The 17332-nt window shown below is 43.9% G+C and carries 16 protein-coding genes; 8 read left to right on the top strand and 8 right to left on the bottom strand.

Annotated elements, in window-relative coordinates:
* Position 1: 1 nt before the first annotated feature.
* Positions 2 to 1156, bottom strand: a complete 1155-nt coding sequence (locus GVT53_RS20400; RefSeq protein WP_166250281.1) for a DegT/DnrJ/EryC1/StrS family aminotransferase — start codon at positions 1154 to 1156, stop codon at positions 2 to 4.
* Between the two features lie 83 nt (positions 1157 to 1239).
* On the opposite strand from GVT53_RS20400, the gene GVT53_RS20395 reads away from it, so the two are divergent.
* From GVT53_RS20395 to GVT53_RS20385, 3 genes are all read left to right on the top strand, one after another.
* Positions 1240 to 2481, top strand: coding sequence for a 3-deoxy-D-manno-octulosonic acid transferase (locus tag GVT53_RS20395; protein WP_166250558.1), 1242 nt, complete (start codon positions 1240 to 1242; stop codon positions 2479 to 2481).
* 32 nt (positions 2482 to 2513) lie between these two features.
* The gene (locus tag GVT53_RS20390) at positions 2514 to 3905 is read left to right on the top strand and encodes a sugar porter family MFS transporter (protein ID WP_166250280.1); all 1392 of its coding nucleotides are present in this window, start codon (positions 2514 to 2516) and stop codon (positions 3903 to 3905) included.
* Between the two features lie 106 nt (positions 3906 to 4011).
* Complete coding sequence (locus GVT53_RS20385) at positions 4012 to 4161, top strand: hypothetical protein (RefSeq protein WP_166250279.1); 150 nt, start codon at positions 4012 to 4014, stop codon at positions 4159 to 4161.
* Here the strand turns inward: GVT53_RS20385 and GVT53_RS20380 are convergent.
* The 6 genes from GVT53_RS20380 to GVT53_RS20355 all read right to left on the bottom strand — a co-directional run bounded on the left by GVT53_RS20380 (position 4154) and on the right by GVT53_RS20355 (position 10817).
* A complete protein-coding gene (locus GVT53_RS20380; protein ID WP_166250278.1) occupies positions 4154 to 4783 on the bottom strand; it encodes a hypothetical protein in 630 nt (209 codons plus the stop codon). The two genes, GVT53_RS20385 and GVT53_RS20380, sit on opposite strands and share 8 nt — an antisense overlap.
* Before the next feature lie 42 nt (positions 4784 to 4825).
* A complete protein-coding gene (locus tag GVT53_RS20375) occupies positions 4826 to 5125 on the bottom strand; it encodes an HPF/RaiA family ribosome-associated protein (protein WP_166250277.1) in 300 nt (99 codons plus the stop codon).
* 79 nt (positions 5126 to 5204) lie between these two features.
* Positions 5205 to 6524, bottom strand: a complete 1320-nt coding sequence (locus GVT53_RS20370) for an ATP-dependent 6-phosphofructokinase (RefSeq protein WP_166250276.1) — start codon at positions 6522 to 6524, stop codon at positions 5205 to 5207.
* A 12-nt stretch (positions 6525 to 6536) separates the two neighbouring features.
* Positions 6537 to 8153 carry a phosphoenolpyruvate carboxykinase (ATP) gene (gene pckA / locus GVT53_RS20365; protein ID WP_166250275.1) on the bottom strand — a complete coding sequence of 539 codons (1617 nt, stop codon included), beginning with the start codon at positions 8151 to 8153 and terminating at the stop codon, positions 6537 to 6539.
* A gap of 19 nt (positions 8154 to 8172) precedes the next feature.
* A complete protein-coding gene (locus tag GVT53_RS20360) occupies positions 8173 to 10008 on the bottom strand; it encodes an SLC13 family permease (protein WP_166250274.1) in 1836 nt (611 codons plus the stop codon).
* Positions 10009 to 10025: 17 nt separating this feature from the next.
* Positions 10026 to 10817, bottom strand: coding sequence for a universal stress protein (locus GVT53_RS20355; protein ID WP_166250273.1), 792 nt, complete (start codon positions 10815 to 10817; stop codon positions 10026 to 10028).
* A gap of 196 nt (positions 10818 to 11013) precedes the next feature.
* Here GVT53_RS20355 and GVT53_RS20350 point away from each other — a divergent pair, with 196 nt between their 5' ends.
* The 5 genes from GVT53_RS20350 (at position 11014) to GVT53_RS20330 (ending at position 15977) form a co-directional block, all read left to right on the top strand.
* Positions 11014 to 11982: an ROK family protein gene (locus GVT53_RS20350; protein ID WP_166250272.1), complete on the top strand. Its 969-nt coding sequence runs from the start codon at positions 11014 to 11016 to the stop codon at positions 11980 to 11982.
* Positions 11983 to 12084: 102 nt separating this feature from the next.
* A complete protein-coding gene (locus tag GVT53_RS20345; protein ID WP_166250271.1) occupies positions 12085 to 12813 on the top strand; it encodes a DUF2490 domain-containing protein in 729 nt (242 codons plus the stop codon).
* Between the two features lie 94 nt (positions 12814 to 12907).
* The gene (locus GVT53_RS20340; protein ID WP_166250270.1) at positions 12908 to 13639 is read left to right on the top strand and encodes an energy transducer TonB; all 732 of its coding nucleotides are present in this window, start codon (positions 12908 to 12910) and stop codon (positions 13637 to 13639) included.
* 138 nt (positions 13640 to 13777) lie between these two features.
* Positions 13778 to 15136, top strand: coding sequence for an oxygen-independent coproporphyrinogen III oxidase (gene hemN, locus GVT53_RS20335; RefSeq protein ID WP_166250269.1), 1359 nt, complete (start codon positions 13778 to 13780; stop codon positions 15134 to 15136).
* 16 nt (positions 15137 to 15152) lie between these two features.
* Positions 15153 to 15977, top strand: coding sequence for a universal stress protein (locus tag GVT53_RS20330; RefSeq protein ID WP_166250268.1), 825 nt, complete (start codon positions 15153 to 15155; stop codon positions 15975 to 15977).
* 85 nt (positions 15978 to 16062) lie between these two features.
* Here the strand turns inward: GVT53_RS20330 and GVT53_RS20325 are convergent, their stop codons facing one another.
* Complete coding sequence (locus tag GVT53_RS20325; RefSeq protein WP_166250267.1) at positions 16063 to 17331, bottom strand: acetyl-CoA hydrolase/transferase family protein; 1269 nt, start codon at positions 17329 to 17331, stop codon at positions 16063 to 16065.
* Between the last annotated feature and the right edge of the window lies 1 nt (position 17332).

Genomic DNA, 17332 nt, shown 5'->3' with positions numbered 1-17332 from the left:
TTTATTTGTTTACGAAGTCGATTACCAAACTGGTTATATATTCAATTTGTTCATCATCCAGCTCGGTATGCATCGGAAGTGAAATCACTTCGTTCACCAATTGATTGGTCACAGGAAAATCATCTTCATTGTACCGGTCATCCACATAAGCTTTCTGTTTGTGCAACGGAACTGGATAATAAACACCACAAGGAACGTCATTATCATTTAAATGTTGCACAAGTTCGTCCCGTTTTCCGTTTGTAATCCGCAAGGTATATTGATGGAACACATGGCAATCACACAGACTTTTATCAGTGTCACAACCACAAGATATTTTTGGAACCACAATATGCTCCTGACCTTTAAATGCCTTGGAGTATTTTGATGCTGCTTCCCATCGTTTTTGGTTATAAAAATCCAATTTGGGCAATTTTGCCCGCAATACAGCGGCTTGTATAGAGTCCAAACGTGAGTTGACCCCGACCACATCGTGGTAATACCTTTTGTACATCCCATGGTTTACAATACCCCGGATAATGTGCGCCAAATCATCGTCGTTGGTAAAAATGGCCCCGCCATCGCCATAACACCCTAAATTCTTGGAAGGAAAAAATGAGGTTGCCCCAACATGACCAATGGTTCCTGCTTTTTGTTTGGAACCATCCTTGGAAAAATAAGAACCACCTATGGCCTGGGCATTGTCCTCGACAACATATAGATCATGTTTTTGGGCAAAGTCCATGATCTCGTCCATATTGGCACATTGCCCAAATAGGTGAACGGGAACGATTGCCTTTGTTTTTGGCGTTATCGCATTTTCAATGGCCTTCACATCAATGTTGAAGGTGTCGGGCTCCACATCCACCAAAACAGGCGTTAATTGCAGCAGACCGATAACTTCAACCGTAGCCGCAAAGGTAAAATCGGCCGTGATCACCTCATCGCCCGGTTTTAATCCAAGGCCCATCATGCATATTTGAAGCGCATCCGTCCCATTGGCACAGGGAATCACGTGTTTTACGCCCAAATATTCCTGTAGCTCATTTTGAAAAGCCTGTACATGAGGTCCGTTTATAAACGCAGAGGAATCCAAGATTTCCGCAATAGACTCGTTGACCTCGGTTTTTATACCTTCATATTGACCTTTTAGGTCAACCATCTGAATTTTTTTCATCCGAATAAATTAATATGTCAAAATTAAGAAATTAAGATGCCATAATGGTCTCTGACCGAAAGAATGTATTTTAGCGAAAAATGATGCCCTTGCGTTTTCTTTACAACATATTGATCAACATCGCTTGGTTTGGCCTTAAGGTGATCGCCCTCTTCAATGCCAAGATCAAACTGTTCGTACAAGGCAGAAAGAACACTTTCCCCTTGTTGGAAGAAAAATTGAACAAAACGGACAAAACCATCTGGATGCACGTAGCCTCTCTTGGCGAATTTGAACAAGGACTGCCCATTTTGGAACGATTGCGCTCCAAGTATCCCGAACACAAACTGGTACTCAGCTTTTTTTCGCCCTCGGGCTATGAGGTCAAAAAAAATACCTCGGTGGCCGATGTGGTGGTTTACCTGCCCATGGACAGCAATTCCAAAGTGAAGCACTTTTTAAACATTGTAAATCCCCGATTGGCCATTTTTGTCAAGTACGAAGTTTGGCCCAACTACCTGTACCATCTCAAAAAAAGAAATGTTCCCACCATTTTGGTATCGGCCATTTTTTCCGGAAGACAGATCTATTTCAAATCTTTTGGCGGGTTCATGCGCAGAAGTTTGAAGAAATTCGACCATTATTTTGTTCAGGACGAGAAATCGAAAAAGCTGCTGGAATCCATCGGAATAAAAAATTCCAGTGTGGGCGGAGACACCCGGTTAGATCGTGTTTCCGAGATTTTGCAGCGGAACAACCAATTGGACTTCATGGACCGTTTCAAGAACAATCAACTGTGTTTGGTGGCCGGCAGCACATGGCCAGAGGATGAAAAAATCTTGATCGACCACATCAACAACACTACTGAAAAGATAAAGTTCGTGATCGCCCCACACGAAATTAAGGCATCCCATATCGATAAAATCACTTTGGCGCTCAAAAAAACCACAGTGCGCTATTCCGAATTGGGCGACCAAAACCTCAAGGAAATCGATATTCTTATTATCGACACCATTGGATTGTTGACCAAAATTTATAGCTATGCCAACATTGCATACGTCGGGGGTGGCTTTGCCACGGGACTGCACAACACCATGGAACCAGCGGTATTTGGCATCCCGATAATCATTGGACCACAATTTGGAGGTTTCAAGGAAGCGGAGGACTTGGTCAACGCAGGAGGAATTATTCCGGTTTCCAGTCAGGATAGCTTTGATAATTTGATGGGAGACCTGTTGAACAATCCTATTTCCATTAAAAAAATCGGGGATATCAACGCCGATTACATCAACTCCAATAAAGGTGCTTCCGAATTGATCATGAAGCATATCTCCAACATTTTATAAAATTTGGTTAGTTTTAGCAAAATTCATCCTCCATGGACAAGCGTATTTTTAGAATTTCATTGACAGCGGCCCTAGCGGGCTTTTTGTTTGGGTTTGACACGGTAGTTATTTCAGGTGCCAACCAGCCCATAAAAGAAATATGGGACACCAATTGGTTTTTGGGCGATTCCATTTTTACGTTCCATGGCATTTTTATTATGTCCATGGCACTTTGGGGAACCGTTTTGGGTTCGCTTTTTGGAGGAATTCCCACGGACCGGTTGGGCAGAAAAAAAACCTTGTTCTGGATAGGCGTGCTTTATTTTGCATCGGCCCTTGGTTCTGCATTCGCTCCGGAACCTTACAGCTTCTCGCTATTTAGGTTTATCGGCGGTATTGGTGTCGGGGCATCATCCGTGGCCGCTCCGGTGTACATTTCGGAAATCTCCACGGCACAGACAAGGGGAAGACTCACGGCCATGTACCAATTCAATATCGTTTTTGGAATTTTGATTGCGTTCATCTCCAATTACCTCATCGGGATAATTTTTGATGAAAGCATAGCTTGGCGTTGGATGTTGGGCATCGAGGGCCTTCCCGCGCTCATTTACACCATCATGGTATTTAAAATTCCGAACAGCCCCAGATGGCTCTTGATGAAAGATAGAGCGGATGCCGTGGTCATGGAGTCCATAACCCTTTTGGGCATAGCCAGGGACAAAGCCCACCTTCATCTGGAACAAATTAAAATTGCCATAGTCGAGACCAAGGAAAAGAATAGTGACGGCCTGTTCTCCGGAAAGTACAATAAACCTTTGGTACTGGCTTTTTTGATCGCCTTCTTCAATCAATTATCAGGGATAAATTTTGTACTATACTACGCCCCCGAAATATTGGAGCGGGCAGGCCTTGCTTCCGGCGAATCGCTCTTTAGTTCCATATCCATCGGGGTAATTAATTTGATCTTCACCTTTGTCGGCATATCCCTTATTGATAAACTTGGCAGAAAACAGCTCATGTACATTGGTTCCATCGGATACATTGTGAGTTTGGCCATGGTAGGATGGTGTTTCTATTCGGGAGCCGGCTCTGTACTGTTGCTCACCTTTATTTTGATATTTATTGCGTCCCATGCGGTGGGACAAGGAGCCGTAATCTGGGTTTTTATATCAGAGATATTTCCCAACAAAGTCCGCTCTTACGGACAGTCTTGGGGTACGGGAACCCACTGGGTGTTCGCGGCCCTGATCACTTTGCTCACCCCTACTTTTTTGGATGCTGAAATCGGTATATTCAAGGACAATCCTTGGCCTATCTTCATCTTTTTTGCGGTGATGATGGTTTTACAATTGCTATGGGTCATTTTTATGATGCCGGAAACCAAAGGAATCACCTTGGAAGAACTTGGGAAACTGCTCAGCAAAAAGAAAAGGGACACCGAATAACGTTTCCAACACCACATGCCTATAAATCATCCGTTAATCGAATAGTGGATTACCCGTTAAAGGAAATGTGCAAATATTTTCTTAAATTGTTAGAAATTACACTATTATGGCAGATGAAATTAGCATAGGAAACAAACTCATGGTCGGATTTTTACGGATCATGGTTTTTATATTGATTGTAATCTTAATAGCGATCCCTGTGTTGATCGCATTGGATTTTCTAGGTGTTTTGGAAGCAATGGGGCTTTCTAATTAAAAATTACATCTTGCTCTCCCATTGATTTTGTGACCAATCTAATATAGGAGTCGATGGTTTTGTTCACATTTTCGGGTTCCGTTACTTCCACATCGCCCCTCCAAATGAGTTCAATTTCCTTTCCAACACATATACAGTAGAGCGATGTTTCCGAATGGTATACGTTAAAACTATCGTTGTACTCAGGGTTATAATATATATTTTGATGCTCGAGGTAATCATTGCTGAAACGAACGATCATGTTATCAATATTATTGACCCGCTCTCGAAAGGTTCTTCGGTTTTCGGCGCCTACGATCTTGGTAAACAGAATGGCATCAAAACCCTTGTCCAATAATTGTTCCTCAACCTCTTTTAACTCCTGTTCCGATCTTTCGGCCGAGGTAAATTCCACATCAAAAAGGTCGATGCTGCGCACGGCATCCACGCCTTGGGCCTTTAGGGCTTCTGCGAACTTGCTTTCAAAATCCATTCGCATGGCATCGTCCTGTACCATTCCTACGACCAACACCTGATACGCATCAAAAATCACGTTGTCAGGATTTTTCCAAGTGCTGACCAACTTGGTAGAGGAGCATCCCGTAAGGAGCAATAGCGTTATACCTATTAATTTGAGTTTCATCTCGATTATTTTAAAGATTTGTGCGCAGCAAGATCCAAACTATTAATGTGTGGCAAACGTTGCCTGTCTTTTTTCCAACTGCCGTCTCAAATCCTCAATGGTCTTGGACATCGATTTTTCAAAATCATCGGTACTGGACTTGGCAAAAATTCTCGGTCCGGGAGCGCTAAGTTCTATTTCACAGATCTTCCCCTCTCCAGCTTTATCGTTCTCTGTCTTAAAGAGTACGTTGGCCTTGATCAACCAACTGTATTTGGTTTCCAAACCTTCCAGTTTTTTCATTAGTAATTGGGTCAATGATTCACTGGTCATCATCTTTTGATATTGAACATGTACTTCCATAATTGTTGTTTTGATTCTTTTCAAATCTAGGTCTAGTAAAGATACTATTTAATGACAATTGTCAGCTTAATCACAATTTCTATCCCAAGAAAAAGGGTTGGCCGGTACTCTGAAGCACAGAAAACCAGAATTCGCCCTCCAAATCAATTTTCTTACGTTTTTTGGTCACCTGGTCTATGGGGATGTACACATACCTATTGTTCACCCTACTGGCAACAAATTTGGTCTTTCCGGCCATGGCTCCGTGCACCGCATGGTAGGCCAATCGGCTACAATACACGCTATCGCTGGAATTGGCGGGAGCACAGCGCACAATGTAACTTGGGTCGATATATTTAATGGTGACCGGACTCTTTCCTTTAAAGTATTCCGATATTTTTTCCTTAAGGTAAACCCCGATATCCTCGTGCTGTACATTACCTGATGCATCGGTAACGATCTCCTTTTCCTTGAACAGCTGCTGACCCGCGCCTTCCGCCACCACGATCACGGCATGTTTTTTTTGATGGAGCCGATTTTCCAGCACCTTTAAGAAACCATCCTTACCATCGAGGGCAAAATCCATTTCGGGGATCAGCACAAAGTTGACCACCGGCATGGCCAAAGCGGCCGATGCGGCAATGAAACCACTGTCCCTTCCCATCAATTTGATGATGGAAATACCGTTGTAAGCCCCAGTGGCTTCGTTATGGGCATCCCTTAAAATGGGACTGGCCACATCAAAAGCGGTTTGAAACCCAAAGGACTCATCAATCAAGTCAATATCGTTATCAATCGTTTTTGGAATTCCTACCACGCTGATTTTCCCGTTTCTTTTGGAAATCTCTCCCCCAATGGCATTCACTCCTTTCAGGGTTCCATCCCCACCAATGGCAAAAAGCATGTCCACCTTATGGTTTTCGAGCGTATCCACCATTACCGAAACATCCTGCCCGCCACGTGAGGAGCCTAAAAATGTCCCCCCAAATTGATGGATATCCTTGACCTTATCGGGAGTCAACTCCACCAACTCATGTCCTTTATCAGGATTGAGCCCTTCATAGCCATAAGGTATTCCTATGATTTTCTTGACCCCATAAAAATAATGCAGCGCCATGACCAAACCTCTTATGACGTTGTTGATGCCGGGACACAATCCTCCACAAGTGACTATTGCTGCAGTGGCATTCTTGCTATCAAAAAAAATGTCCTGTCTTGGCCCTGCCTTCTCCATGCAAACAGGAGACTCCCCGCCATTCAAACATTGATTGTAATACTCCATGGAAAGGTCGAACACCAATCGGTCGGACTCGCTTACAAAATTGAAAATGCGATCTCCCTTTACGGTACTAAGTTGAAGGGGCGACTTATACTTGGACGCCCCTAAACTTTCTATATCAAATTTATTTATGTCGCTCACTTTTACTGTTTCTTATAAATGTTCTGCCAAGCTATGGTGCGAATCGATGAGCGGTCCACCGTTCATAATCTCATCCGATGCCTGACTTGCAAATTTATCAAAGTTGATGTGAAACGAATGTGCCAATTGAATGGCTTTGCTCACATACGCTCCTTTTTGCAACCAAGTGTTCATGGGGTCCAAGATTTCCGTAGGCACCCCTGGACAATATTTGGGCATGTGCAGTCCGAAAATGGGGTGTATTTCAAAATCCACTTCGTCCAATTTACCTTCGAGAATAGCGGAAATCATGGCTCTTGTATACTTAAGCTTGATTCTTGACCCAACTCCGTAAGGGCCTCCGCTCCATCCCGTGTTGATCAACCACACATTCACGCCGGATGCCTTCATCTTTTCGCTCAACATTTCCGCATAAACGGTTGGGTGCAACGGCATAAACGGTTCTCCAAAACATGCCGAGAACGATGGAACCGGCTCGGTGATACCGGCCTCTGTCCCAGCCACCTTGGCCGTATAGCCCGAAATAAAATGGTATGCCGCTTGACCAGGGGTCAGTTTGGAAACCGGGGGCAACACACCAAAGGCATCACAAGTTAAGAAAAAGATGTTTGTAGGATTGGATGCATACGAAGGTTCCTGAATATTATCGATGTGATAAATAGGATAGCTCACCCTTGTGTTCTGAGTGATGGTGCTATCAAAATAATCCACTTCCTTTGTACCTTCTTTGAACACCACGTTTTCCAACAAGGCACCAGGTCGGATGGCTCTATAAATATCGGGTTCCTTTTCTTCGGTAAGGTCGATCACCTTGGCATAGCACCCGCCTTCAAAATTAAAGATGGTGTCCTCTTTGGTCCAGCCATGCTCATCGTCCCCGATAAGTTTACGATCGGGGTCGGCGGACAAAGTGGTTTTCCCCGTACCGGACAATCCAAAGAAAATGGCGGTATCACCATCTTCACCCACATTGGCGGAACAGTGCATGGGCAACACCTCTTTTTCAGTAGGAAGGATAAGGTTCAATGCGGAAAAAATACCTTTTTTCATTTCGCCGGTATAAGCAGAACCAGCTACCAGAGCAATCTTTTTGGTAAAATTGAGTATGGAAAAGTTGCCGCTCAAAATACCATATTCTGATGGATTTTTTGCCTCATATCCCGGTGCGCACAGCACCAGCCATTCTTCCTCAAAGTTTTCAAGTTCGCTCTCGCCCAATCGCAGGAACATATTTTTGATAAAATAATTGGACCAAGGATACTCGGTGATGGTCCTCACGTTCATTCTATATTTTGGATCCGCGCACACATAGGCATCCCTTACAAAAACTTCTTTGCCATCCAGATAATCGGTTACCTCATCATACAATTTATCGAAGTTTTCAGGTGATACAGGTTTATTTATCCTGCCCCACCAAACTTTGTCCTTGGTGTAATCATCTTTCACCAAAAAACGGTCTTTTGGCGACCTTCCTGTAAATTTTCCCGTATTGATGCACAGGGTGCCGTTTTCGGTCTCGACTCCCATACCTTTCTCCAAGGTTAGTTTTTGTAAAGTTTCGGCATCAAGGTTCCATTGTGCTCGGACATTTTTCAATCCATACTTGCTTAGGTCTTTGGTTGTGCTCATATCTGTTGTTTTTTAATGGTTAGAAGCTCCATATCCATGGAACCAGTACTAAAGTTGCTATAAAGAAAAGTAGTAGCAAAGGCCCTCCTACTTTTACATAATCAATAAACTTATATCCGCCCGCGGACATCACCATGGCGTTGGTCGTGGTGCCCACAGGGGTCAAGAATGCGGTTGATGCGCTTACGGCAACCGCTATCATAAAAGGCTTCGGGGAAACTCCCAAGGTCATGGATGCCATTATGGCTATCGGTGCCATTAACACCGCGGTGGCGGAGTTGTTTATGGTTTGACTAAAGGCTGCCGTAAGCAAGAAAATGCCTGCCAACAAGGCCACGGGATGAATGCTTCCCAAGGTATCCACTAAGCTATTGGCCGCCAGTTGGGCCACGCCCGTTTTTTGCAAGGCCAATCCCATGGGAATCATGGCCGCGATCATGACCACGCTCGTCCAACTGATTCCCTTGTAAGCTTTGCTTATCGGTACACAGCCGGTCAACATCATGATTCCTGCACAAATAAGCGCAGCAATGGCACCGGGAAAAACATTGAGCACCAACAGAAGAATCATCAATAGTAATGTCCCCAGTGCAATGTAGCTTTTAGTGGTCAGCTCATCCACATTTTTGGACAAGGCTTCCGGACTACCTGAAATCACCAGATTTTCGTACACGGATTTGAGTGCGATAATATTTTCCCATTGTCCACGGATGACGAATGCATCCCCTGCCCTGATTTCAATTTTTCCCGTTAATGGCGCATTGTCCCGGGAAACGGCCAACAATTGTACTCCTGCCTGGCGCAGGTAGTGCCCCAAGTTAATGGTCTTCCCCACAAATACCGATTTTGGGGTAATGATCATCTCTGCCATGCCCACTTCCTGATTGATGAGCTCCCTTTTGAGCATATCGGATTCAGGTTTTAAGGGAATTACCCCTAAATGGAACTTGATCACCAACCTATCCACATCTTCAGGTTCGCCTTTTACGGTTATGATATCGTGATAGCGCATTTCGGTATCGAGTCCTGGCATTTCCACAAATTGGGGGATTCTGTGCAATGTATTGGGGTGCCTCCGTTTGAGTCGCATCACAGAAACTTTGTGATCGCTCTCAAAATTCCAATCCCCTATGTTAGTGTTGATCAATTGCGACATGGAACGGATACGCAATCGGTACAGGTTATCACCAATACTGTAGTTCTCAATCCATTTGTGCATTTCTTGATCAATGGCGATCGGCTTGTTGTTCGTCCGATGTTCGGGCAGCAGCTTATACCCTACATACCTGAAATACAGCACGGAAATAATCAGGAGCGGAAGGCCTATCAAACCAAATTCAAAGAACGAAAATCCTGTAAACCCGTTCTGTGCCAGGGCGTTGCTCACGATAATGTTGGGCGGTGTACCGGTAAGTGTCAACAGTCCTCCCGTATTGGAGCCAAAGGCAACGGGAATCAACAATTTGGACGGTAGCGTACCGGCATTCCACGCTGCGGTGACGGTTACCGGAAGCAATGCGGCGACCGTTCCTGTATTGCTCACAAAACCGGACAACAAACTGGAGCCCAAAGTTACGATGACCAACAGCCTCGAAATATTCTTTCGCGCCCATTTCACAAAAAATTGTCCTGCCATTGCGGTCCATCCTGTTCTGGACAGTCCTTCGCCGATAATAAAAAGGGCGGCGATCATGATCACGGTCGGGTTACTGAACCCCGTCAAAGTCTCCCCCAAGTCCAAAATACCGGTGAGATACAGCGACAACATCGCCATAAGGGCAACGACATCGGGAGGAAACTTTCCCCATACGAACAATACGATCGTAATACCTAAAATAATCAGCAGTGGCAGCATGCTAAGAAGTTCAAAGGTTAATCCAAGGCCAGTACCGGTATCTCGGAGTGAAGGGTCAACAGTTTTGTCAACCTACCTTCCGATGGGGCACTTCTCTCGGTATGGTTACGGGGCAATATGGCCAATAGATCAATTTCTTTCTCCTTGATATACTCCAAGATACCTTGTTCTATATCTTCATTTTTTGTGAAGGTATGATCGGCATAAAAATGCTCCAGGTAATATTCCAATAAATTTTCGTTGGATTCTTTGATCGCTTCTTCATCATAAATGGAATCCTTATATATGGTAAGGACGTGCACCCTGGCGTCAAAGGTTCTGGCGATGTCCAATAACGTTCCCAAAACCTCTTTGTCGTCAATTTTTTCACCGCCCATGACCAAGGCAATATTCTTGGGTTCCTTAATTGTAGTGCCATAAGGGATGGATATAACCGGACAATTGGCCTTTAGCACCAATTTTGATGTATTGGTTATGGCCTCATCGGTGATCTTATCGCCCATGGTGCCCATCATGATCAAATCGGCGTTGCTTTTTTCCTGCGCAGCAAGTATGGTACTGATGACTTCCCCGGTTTCGGTCTTGAACTCGGGTACAACCTTTAATCTCGCGCCAAAAGAATCCATCAATTTGGCGAAATCCTCACCCAGTTTTTCGTTATCCGAACCACTTATGGGCATCTTGCCCACATAGAGGCCCAAAATACCGATGGCTTTTTCAGTGCCCACAAAATTGACCACGTACTCCAAAGCGTTGACGGACGCTTCGGAAAAATCAAAAGGAATTAATATTTTATTTAAACTGCTCATACCTGTTATATTTATCGGTTTTAATTTTCATTTCAAAAGTAGAATCGACCTCTGACCTAAAACATGACGGATGTCAGGCTTTTCAACTTTCTTCTTGATATTACCAAAAAATCAGTCATCATAAAAACCAATCGGGTTATATTATTGCTACCATATTGGTTATATTTAGAAACCAAAAAACAACGCAACTTTTAAAATGGATTTAGTAATTGGAATTGATATTGGGGGCACCAAAACCAAGATAGGTTTGGTGGATGAACATGGCGAATGCTACGAAAAAACCTTTTTTAGGACCAAGGAATATCCAAACTTGGACAACTTTCTGGACAAAATAAAATCTACCGTTGATGAGCTTTTAGAAAATTTTGGAGACGATGCCAATATAATAGGCTGTGGTATAGGGGCACCCAATGCCTCCAGTAAAAATGGCACTATCGAGAGTGCCAGCAATCTGGCATGGAAAGGAAGCGTTCCACTGGTAAAACTGCTCAAACAACGGTTTGATATGCCCATCCGCATAATGAACGATGCCAGCGCCGCCGCGTTGGGCGAAATGCTCTTTGGCGGAGCCAAGGCCATGACGGATTTTATAGTAATTACCTTGGGTACCGGTTTTGGTGCGGGCATCGTGGCCAACGGTCAACTTATTGATGGGTACGATGGTTTTGCCGGAGAATTGGGCCATGTGGACATGACCATTGGAGATGGAAGATTGACCGGCCTTGGGGTAAAGGGCGGACTGGAAGCCTATGTTTCCGCCACTGGCTTAAAGCGAACGGTAATGTACATGCAGAGCAAATATCTTGTTGATAGCAGGTTTAGGGATATCGCTTACAACGACCTTCATGGAGAGGATATAACCCAAGCCGCCGAGGAAGGGGATGAAATTGCACTAAAAGCTTTTGATTACACCGCACGGATCATGGCCCAGGCCTTGGCCAACTTTACGGCCTTTACCCAACCCGAAGCATTTATTTTAATGGGCGGGCTCACCAACAGCGGCAAATGGATCATGACGCCTTTGGAAAAGTATTTTAACGGTTTCTTATTGGATGTCTACAAAGGAAAAGTAAAACTACTACATTCCTCCATGGAAGGAAAAACGGCCGCCATTTGCGGGGCCGCTGCCCTGATCTGGGAAAACGAGAAGAAAAAACAGCTTTAAAACATAACATCTGTACCAGAAATTGATTCTATGACAAGTATCATACTTTGTCATTGATTTAATTGGAAAACTTTGTGCTCCAACAATCAAATACCACTGATTATGAGGGGCACAAAGTATTGTTCAGGGTTACTCTTCTCCATAGTATCCGTCCTCTTTTTCGTCCAAGTGCTTTTCTCCCAAAATTCGGACGAAGGCAATTATGGTTCATGGATATTGTTGTGCGGAGACGTTAAGATCCATGAGGATTGGAGCATACCTGCGGTTGGGATCATTAGGCATCATCACATGCTTGACAAATATGGCTTTTTCTTTTTCAGAACCGGGGCATCGTACAAAATAAGCAAAGCTTCGACTTTTACAGCTGGGGTCGCCTTGCTCAATTCCAATTCATATCTGGAACCCGAAGATGTGGTCAATACCAATCAACTTTGGCTCTATGGAGAGTACACCTTAAAATCCAATTTTCTGCATAATTCCTTGGCACATCGGGTCCGTTTTGAAAACCGAAGGCTCATACATGATGCCCCCAAGACAAACAATAGAATTAGGTACCGTCTTCAGTATGTTCGACCTATTTATGGGGATGTTTATTTTAAGGCCTTTGATGAATTATTTCTTAATCTGGAAGGAAAAACATACGGTGAGAACAGGGTTTTTATCGGGGTCGGAAAACAACTCGCACCCCACCTAAAAGCGGATATCGGATACTTCAACAGAAGGTTTAAAAGCTATGATGAACACATGATAAGGCTAAGCTTCAACTTTACTTTTGACCTTACCGAAAAGGACTTGGCACCGCATACCGATCAACCTTCTAAAGCTCTATAAATAAAATCATTACGATCCATATTCAAACCTGATTATTATCATATTTTCTGTTGTTGTTGCAAGCTACCTTTAACATAGTTAAATAGTAGAAGTCATGAAACCAAAAAAGAACCCAAACGCAGAAATCGGACGCAACAGCAGTCTTTATTTTATGATCGGACTTACTTCGGTATTGTTCATGACATGGCAATCCTTTGAGGTAAAGTTTTATGAAAAGGAATCCAAAGTTTCAGAAGTTGTACAAGTAACGGACGAGCTTAAGGAAGATGTCCCCATCACCGAAATGATCCGTACCGCCACCCCTCCACCTCCGCCATCGGCGCCCAATGTAATAGAGATCGTGAATGACGTTGAAGATGTAAAGGAAACCATTATCGAAAGTACAGAGAGCAGCCAGGAAACCTATATTGAGGATGCCGTGGTCAAAATTGAGGATGTTGATGTAGAGGAAGTCGAGGAAGAGATTGTGGTGCCCTTTGCTGTCATCGAATATGTGCCCGTTTTTCCGGGCTGTGAAAACTTACAGACCCAGGCCGAGCGCAAAGAATGTTTTAACCAAAAGGTACAGGAACATATTAAGGAAAATTTTAATTATCCGCCATCCGCCCTCGAAATGGGCATAACCGGCCGGGTCTATGTACAATTTGTAATCGACACCCAAGGAAGGGTCAGCGGTATTCAAAAAAGAGGTCCGGACAAACTTTTGGAGGATGAAGCAGGACGTATAATATCCATTTTACCAAAGGTTACACCAGGCCAGCAAAGGGGAAAGCCTGTTATGGTAAAATACAGCATACCAATAAACTTTATAATGCATAACGACTAAACAAACACTATTCTCCTAAAGAAAGGATCCAGGCGATACTTGGATCCTTTCCCTTTTAAAATCCGATACTGACAATTATCATGTTTTATGCAACGCATCAAAACTACTTTTGGTCCGAAATGTTAAGGTATGTCGCTTATGTGCAATTTAGTTCAAAAATACAATGTTCCCGGTCCCAGATACACGAGTTATCCAACGGTGCCCTATTGGGATATGGATGGTTTTTCAGGTAAAAAATGGAATTCAAGTGTACTCAAGGCATTCGGGGAAAGTCCAGAAGAGGGCATCAGTGTTTACATACACTTGCCCTTTTGTGAGAGTATGTGCACCTTTTGTGGTTGCCATAAACGTATTACAAAACGCCATGATGTGGAAAATCCATATATATCGGCGGTTTTAACGGAGTGGGAATTGTACGTAGACCTTATGGGTTCCAGACCCACGGTAAAAGAACTCCATTTGGGCGGTGGGACCCCCACCTTCTTTTCCCCGGAAAATCTTAAAATGTTGATCAACGGGATTCTTCGCCTCAGTAGAAAAACGGAGGATATTGAATTTAGTTTTGAAGGACACCCCAATAATACGACAAGGGAACACTTACAAGCACTTTTTGATGTAGGGTTCAGGAGGGTCTGTTTTGGAGTACAGGATTACAACCTTACCGTGCAACGGGCGATCAATAGGATACAACCTTTCGAAAACGTGAAGAATGTAACCGATTGGGCCAGGGAAATCGGGTATACCTCGGTTGGACACGATATCATTTACGGACTTCCGTTCCAAACTTGTGCCGATGTGGAGAACACCATCATGAAGACCAATGCCATTAAACCGGATAGAATCGCGTTTTACAGCTATGCGCACGTGCCATGGCTCAAGGGAAATGGGCAACGAGGCTACAGGGAAGAGGACCTACCATCCTCCATTGAGAAAAAAGCGCAGTACGAAATGGGCAAAAGAATGCTGTCCGAATTCGGTTATAAAGATGTGGGCATGGACCATTTTGCGCTGCCCACCGATAGCTTGTGCCAAGCACTGGAGAAAGGAACTTTGCACCGTAATTTTATGGGCTATACACCTTCCAAGACCAAGCTCATGATAGGTTTGGGGGCATCGAGCATCAGTGATAGCTGGTACGGGTTCGCTCAAAATGTAAAAAACGTGGAAGAATATCAGAATTTGGTTTCGCACGGGGTTATTCCTATTTTTAGGGGACACATCCTTACCAACGAGGACGAAATACTTAGAAGGCACATACTCAATATCATGTGCCAGTTCGAAACCACTTGGACCATTGAAGAAGAGCAGGTGGTCGATTTTGAAGGCATATTGACCAACCTATCCGAATTAAACGCGGACGGATTGGTGGGAATAAAGGATAGACACATCAAAGTAACCGACAAAGGAAAGCCTTTTGTAAGGAACATAAGCATGGCGTTCGACCTTAAAATGCAAAGAAAAAAACCAGATACCCGAATATTTTCCATGACCGTTTAACCTAAAAATCAATAAAATGAAAAGCATAATCGTACCGGTCGATTTTTCCGACCAATCAGAGAAAGCCCTAAAAGTGGCAGCATCCCTTGCCAAACAACAAAATGCAGAACTGTTCGTGCTGCACATGTTGGAACTATCTCCCGCCATAATGGGGGATTCGGGCTATATTTCACAAGAACAAGTGGTGCACCTCATCAAACTTGGCGAAAAAAGGTTTTCCGACTTTTTGGACAAACCCTATTTAAAGGGGATTAATTTAACTCCCGTGATCAAGCATTACAAAGTGTTCAGCGAAGTAGCTGAAGTAGCCGAAAAACACAAGGCAGACCTTATTGTAATGGGGTCCAATGGAGCAGATGGCCTTCAGGAAATCTTTATAGGTTCCAACACCGAAAGGGTAGTGAGAACCTCCGATATCCCGGTACTTGTGATCAAAGGCAATGAGGTCGATGACTTTAACCCAAAAAACTTTGTATTTGCCTGCGATTTTGAAGATGAGAGCGTACCTGCCCTTAAAAAAGCCATAGAAATGGCCAAATTGTTGGGTTCAAAACTGCATTTGGTTTATATCAATACGCCAGGTGACGACTTCTTGAGCACCAATGATGCTTATAAGAAAATTTCAAAATTCCTCAACCAGGCCAAAGTTGGCATGGAAGTCGAAATTTATAACGATTACACCGTTGAAAAAGGGGTCATCAACTATAGTGACAAAATAGGAGCCGACCTTATCGGCATTCCAACGCACGGCAGAAGAGGACTGTCCCACTTTTTTATGGGGAGCATTGGCGAGGATATCGCCAACCATTCCGAAGCACCGGTGATCACCTTTAAAATTTGATGGATTACATTTTGATTGGTTTCATGTAATTCAAACAAAAAGGGCCGATCGTACGATCGGCCCTTTTTATGCCTTTTTGTGTTTTCTACCCGTTGAATCTTTCGTAAGCGGCTTTTTCCAAACTTTCCCTGTGGTCCGGATGCGCAATGGAAATCAATGCCTTGGCACGCTGCTGCAAGTTTTTGCCATATAGATCCACAACACCGTGTTCGGTGGCCACATAATGTACGTGGGCCCTAGTTGTCGTAACTCCCGCACCCTCTTTAAGGTATGGGGTTATTTTGGAAACGCCCTTATGGGTAATGGATGGCATGGCAAAAATAGGTTTTCCTCCCTTGGACAGTGACGCGCCACGTATAAAGTCCATTTGCCCCCCGACTCCGGAGAACTGCATACTTCCAATGGTATCGGCACAGACCTGTCCGGTAATATCTATTTCAATGGCACTGTTGATTGCGGTTACCTTTGGGTTTTTACGGATTACCGCCGTATCGTTGGTATATGCCGCTTCTTTAAAGTCGCAAAGGGGATTATCATCTATAAAATCGTACAAAGCCCGGGAACCAACGGCAAAACAGCTCACGATCTTACCTTGTTTTACCTTTTTTTCCTCACCGGTGATCACTCCTTTTTCGATCAATGGAAGAACACCGTCCGAAAACATTTCGGTATGTATCCCAAGCTTTTTGTGATTGTTCAAATTGGCCAACACCGCATTTGGAATGTTACCTATTCCCATTTGAAGTGTGGCCCCATCCTCAATCAAAGAAGCCACGTGCCCGCCTATTTGCTTTTCGACCTCGGCAATCGGTGTGGGCGCGTGTTCATGGATCGGGCAGTCCACCTCTACAGCAAAATCAATCTTGTTGATATGAATAATCCCATCACCATGCGACCTCGGCACTTTTGGATTGATTTGTGCCACCACGGTCTTTGCCTTTTCCAATGCAGGCAAAGTTACATCCACCGATACGCCCAAAGAACAATATCCATGTTTGTCGGGTGGCGAAACTTGAATAAAGGCAACATCCAAAGGAAGAATGTTCCTTCGGAACAACAGATGGATCTCACTTAAAAAAATCGGCACATAATCCCCTCGGAATTGGTTGACAAACTTGCGCACATTACCTCCAACAAACAAACTGTTCAACTTAAAGCTTTTATTGCAAGGCGTTTGGGTATATCTGGCCTCTCCTTCGGTATGTATGGATACAATTTCAACATCGTTGATCTCCGTATGCCTATCGCATAGCGCATCGATAATTACGTTAGGGGTCATGGCCGCACCTTGGAAAAAGACTCGGTCACCTGATTTTACAATTCCTACCGCTTCTTCCGCTGATGTTATTTTCATT

The sequence above is a fragment of the Flagellimonas oceani genome (assembly GCF_011068285.1).
In the GTDB taxonomy this organism is placed as follows: domain Bacteria; phylum Bacteroidota; class Bacteroidia; order Flavobacteriales; family Flavobacteriaceae; genus Flagellimonas; species Flagellimonas oceani.
This window is presented reverse-complemented; position numbering and strand designations above follow the sequence as displayed.

What these genes read in the sequence shown, in the direction of transcription:
- GVT53_RS20400 (WP_166250281.1), bottom strand. Translation starts at nt 1,156, where the DNA reads ATGAAAAAAATTCAGATGGTTGACCTAAAAGGTCAATATGAAGGTATA.
- GVT53_RS20395 (WP_166250558.1), top strand. Translation starts at nt 1,240, where the DNA reads ATGCCCTTGCGTTTTCTTTACAACATATTGATCAACATCGCTTGGTTT.
- GVT53_RS20390 (WP_166250280.1), top strand. Translation starts at nt 2,514, where the DNA reads ATGGACAAGCGTATTTTTAGAATTTCATTGACAGCGGCCCTAGCGGGC.
- GVT53_RS20385 (WP_166250279.1), top strand. Translation starts at nt 4,012, where the DNA reads ATGGCAGATGAAATTAGCATAGGAAACAAACTCATGGTCGGATTTTTA.
- GVT53_RS20380 (WP_166250278.1), bottom strand. Translation starts at nt 4,783, where the DNA reads ATGAAACTCAAATTAATAGGTATAACGCTATTGCTCCTTACGGGATGC.
- GVT53_RS20375 (WP_166250277.1), bottom strand. Translation starts at nt 5,125, where the DNA reads ATGGAAGTACATGTTCAATATCAAAAGATGATGACCAGTGAATCATTG.
- pckA (WP_166250275.1), bottom strand. Translation starts at nt 8,153, where the DNA reads ATGAGCACAACCAAAGACCTAAGCAAGTATGGATTGAAAAATGTCCGA.
- GVT53_RS20360 (WP_166250274.1), bottom strand. Translation starts at nt 10,008, where the DNA reads ATGCTGCCACTGCTGATTATTTTAGGTATTACGATCGTATTGTTCGTA.
- GVT53_RS20355 (WP_166250273.1), bottom strand. Translation starts at nt 10,817, where the DNA reads ATGAGCAGTTTAAATAAAATATTAATTCCTTTTGATTTTTCCGAAGCG.
- GVT53_RS20350 (WP_166250272.1), top strand. Translation starts at nt 11,014, where the DNA reads ATGGATTTAGTAATTGGAATTGATATTGGGGGCACCAAAACCAAGATA.
- GVT53_RS20345 (WP_166250271.1), top strand. Translation starts at nt 12,085, where the DNA reads ATGAGGGGCACAAAGTATTGTTCAGGGTTACTCTTCTCCATAGTATCC.
- GVT53_RS20340 (WP_166250270.1), top strand. Translation starts at nt 12,908, where the DNA reads ATGAAACCAAAAAAGAACCCAAACGCAGAAATCGGACGCAACAGCAGT.
- hemN (WP_166250269.1), top strand. Translation starts at nt 13,778, where the DNA reads ATGTGCAATTTAGTTCAAAAATACAATGTTCCCGGTCCCAGATACACG.
- GVT53_RS20330 (WP_166250268.1), top strand. Translation starts at nt 15,153, where the DNA reads ATGAAAAGCATAATCGTACCGGTCGATTTTTCCGACCAATCAGAGAAA.
- GVT53_RS20325 (WP_166250267.1), bottom strand. Translation starts at nt 17,331, where the DNA reads ATGAAAATAACATCAGCGGAAGAAGCGGTAGGAATTGTAAAATCAGGT.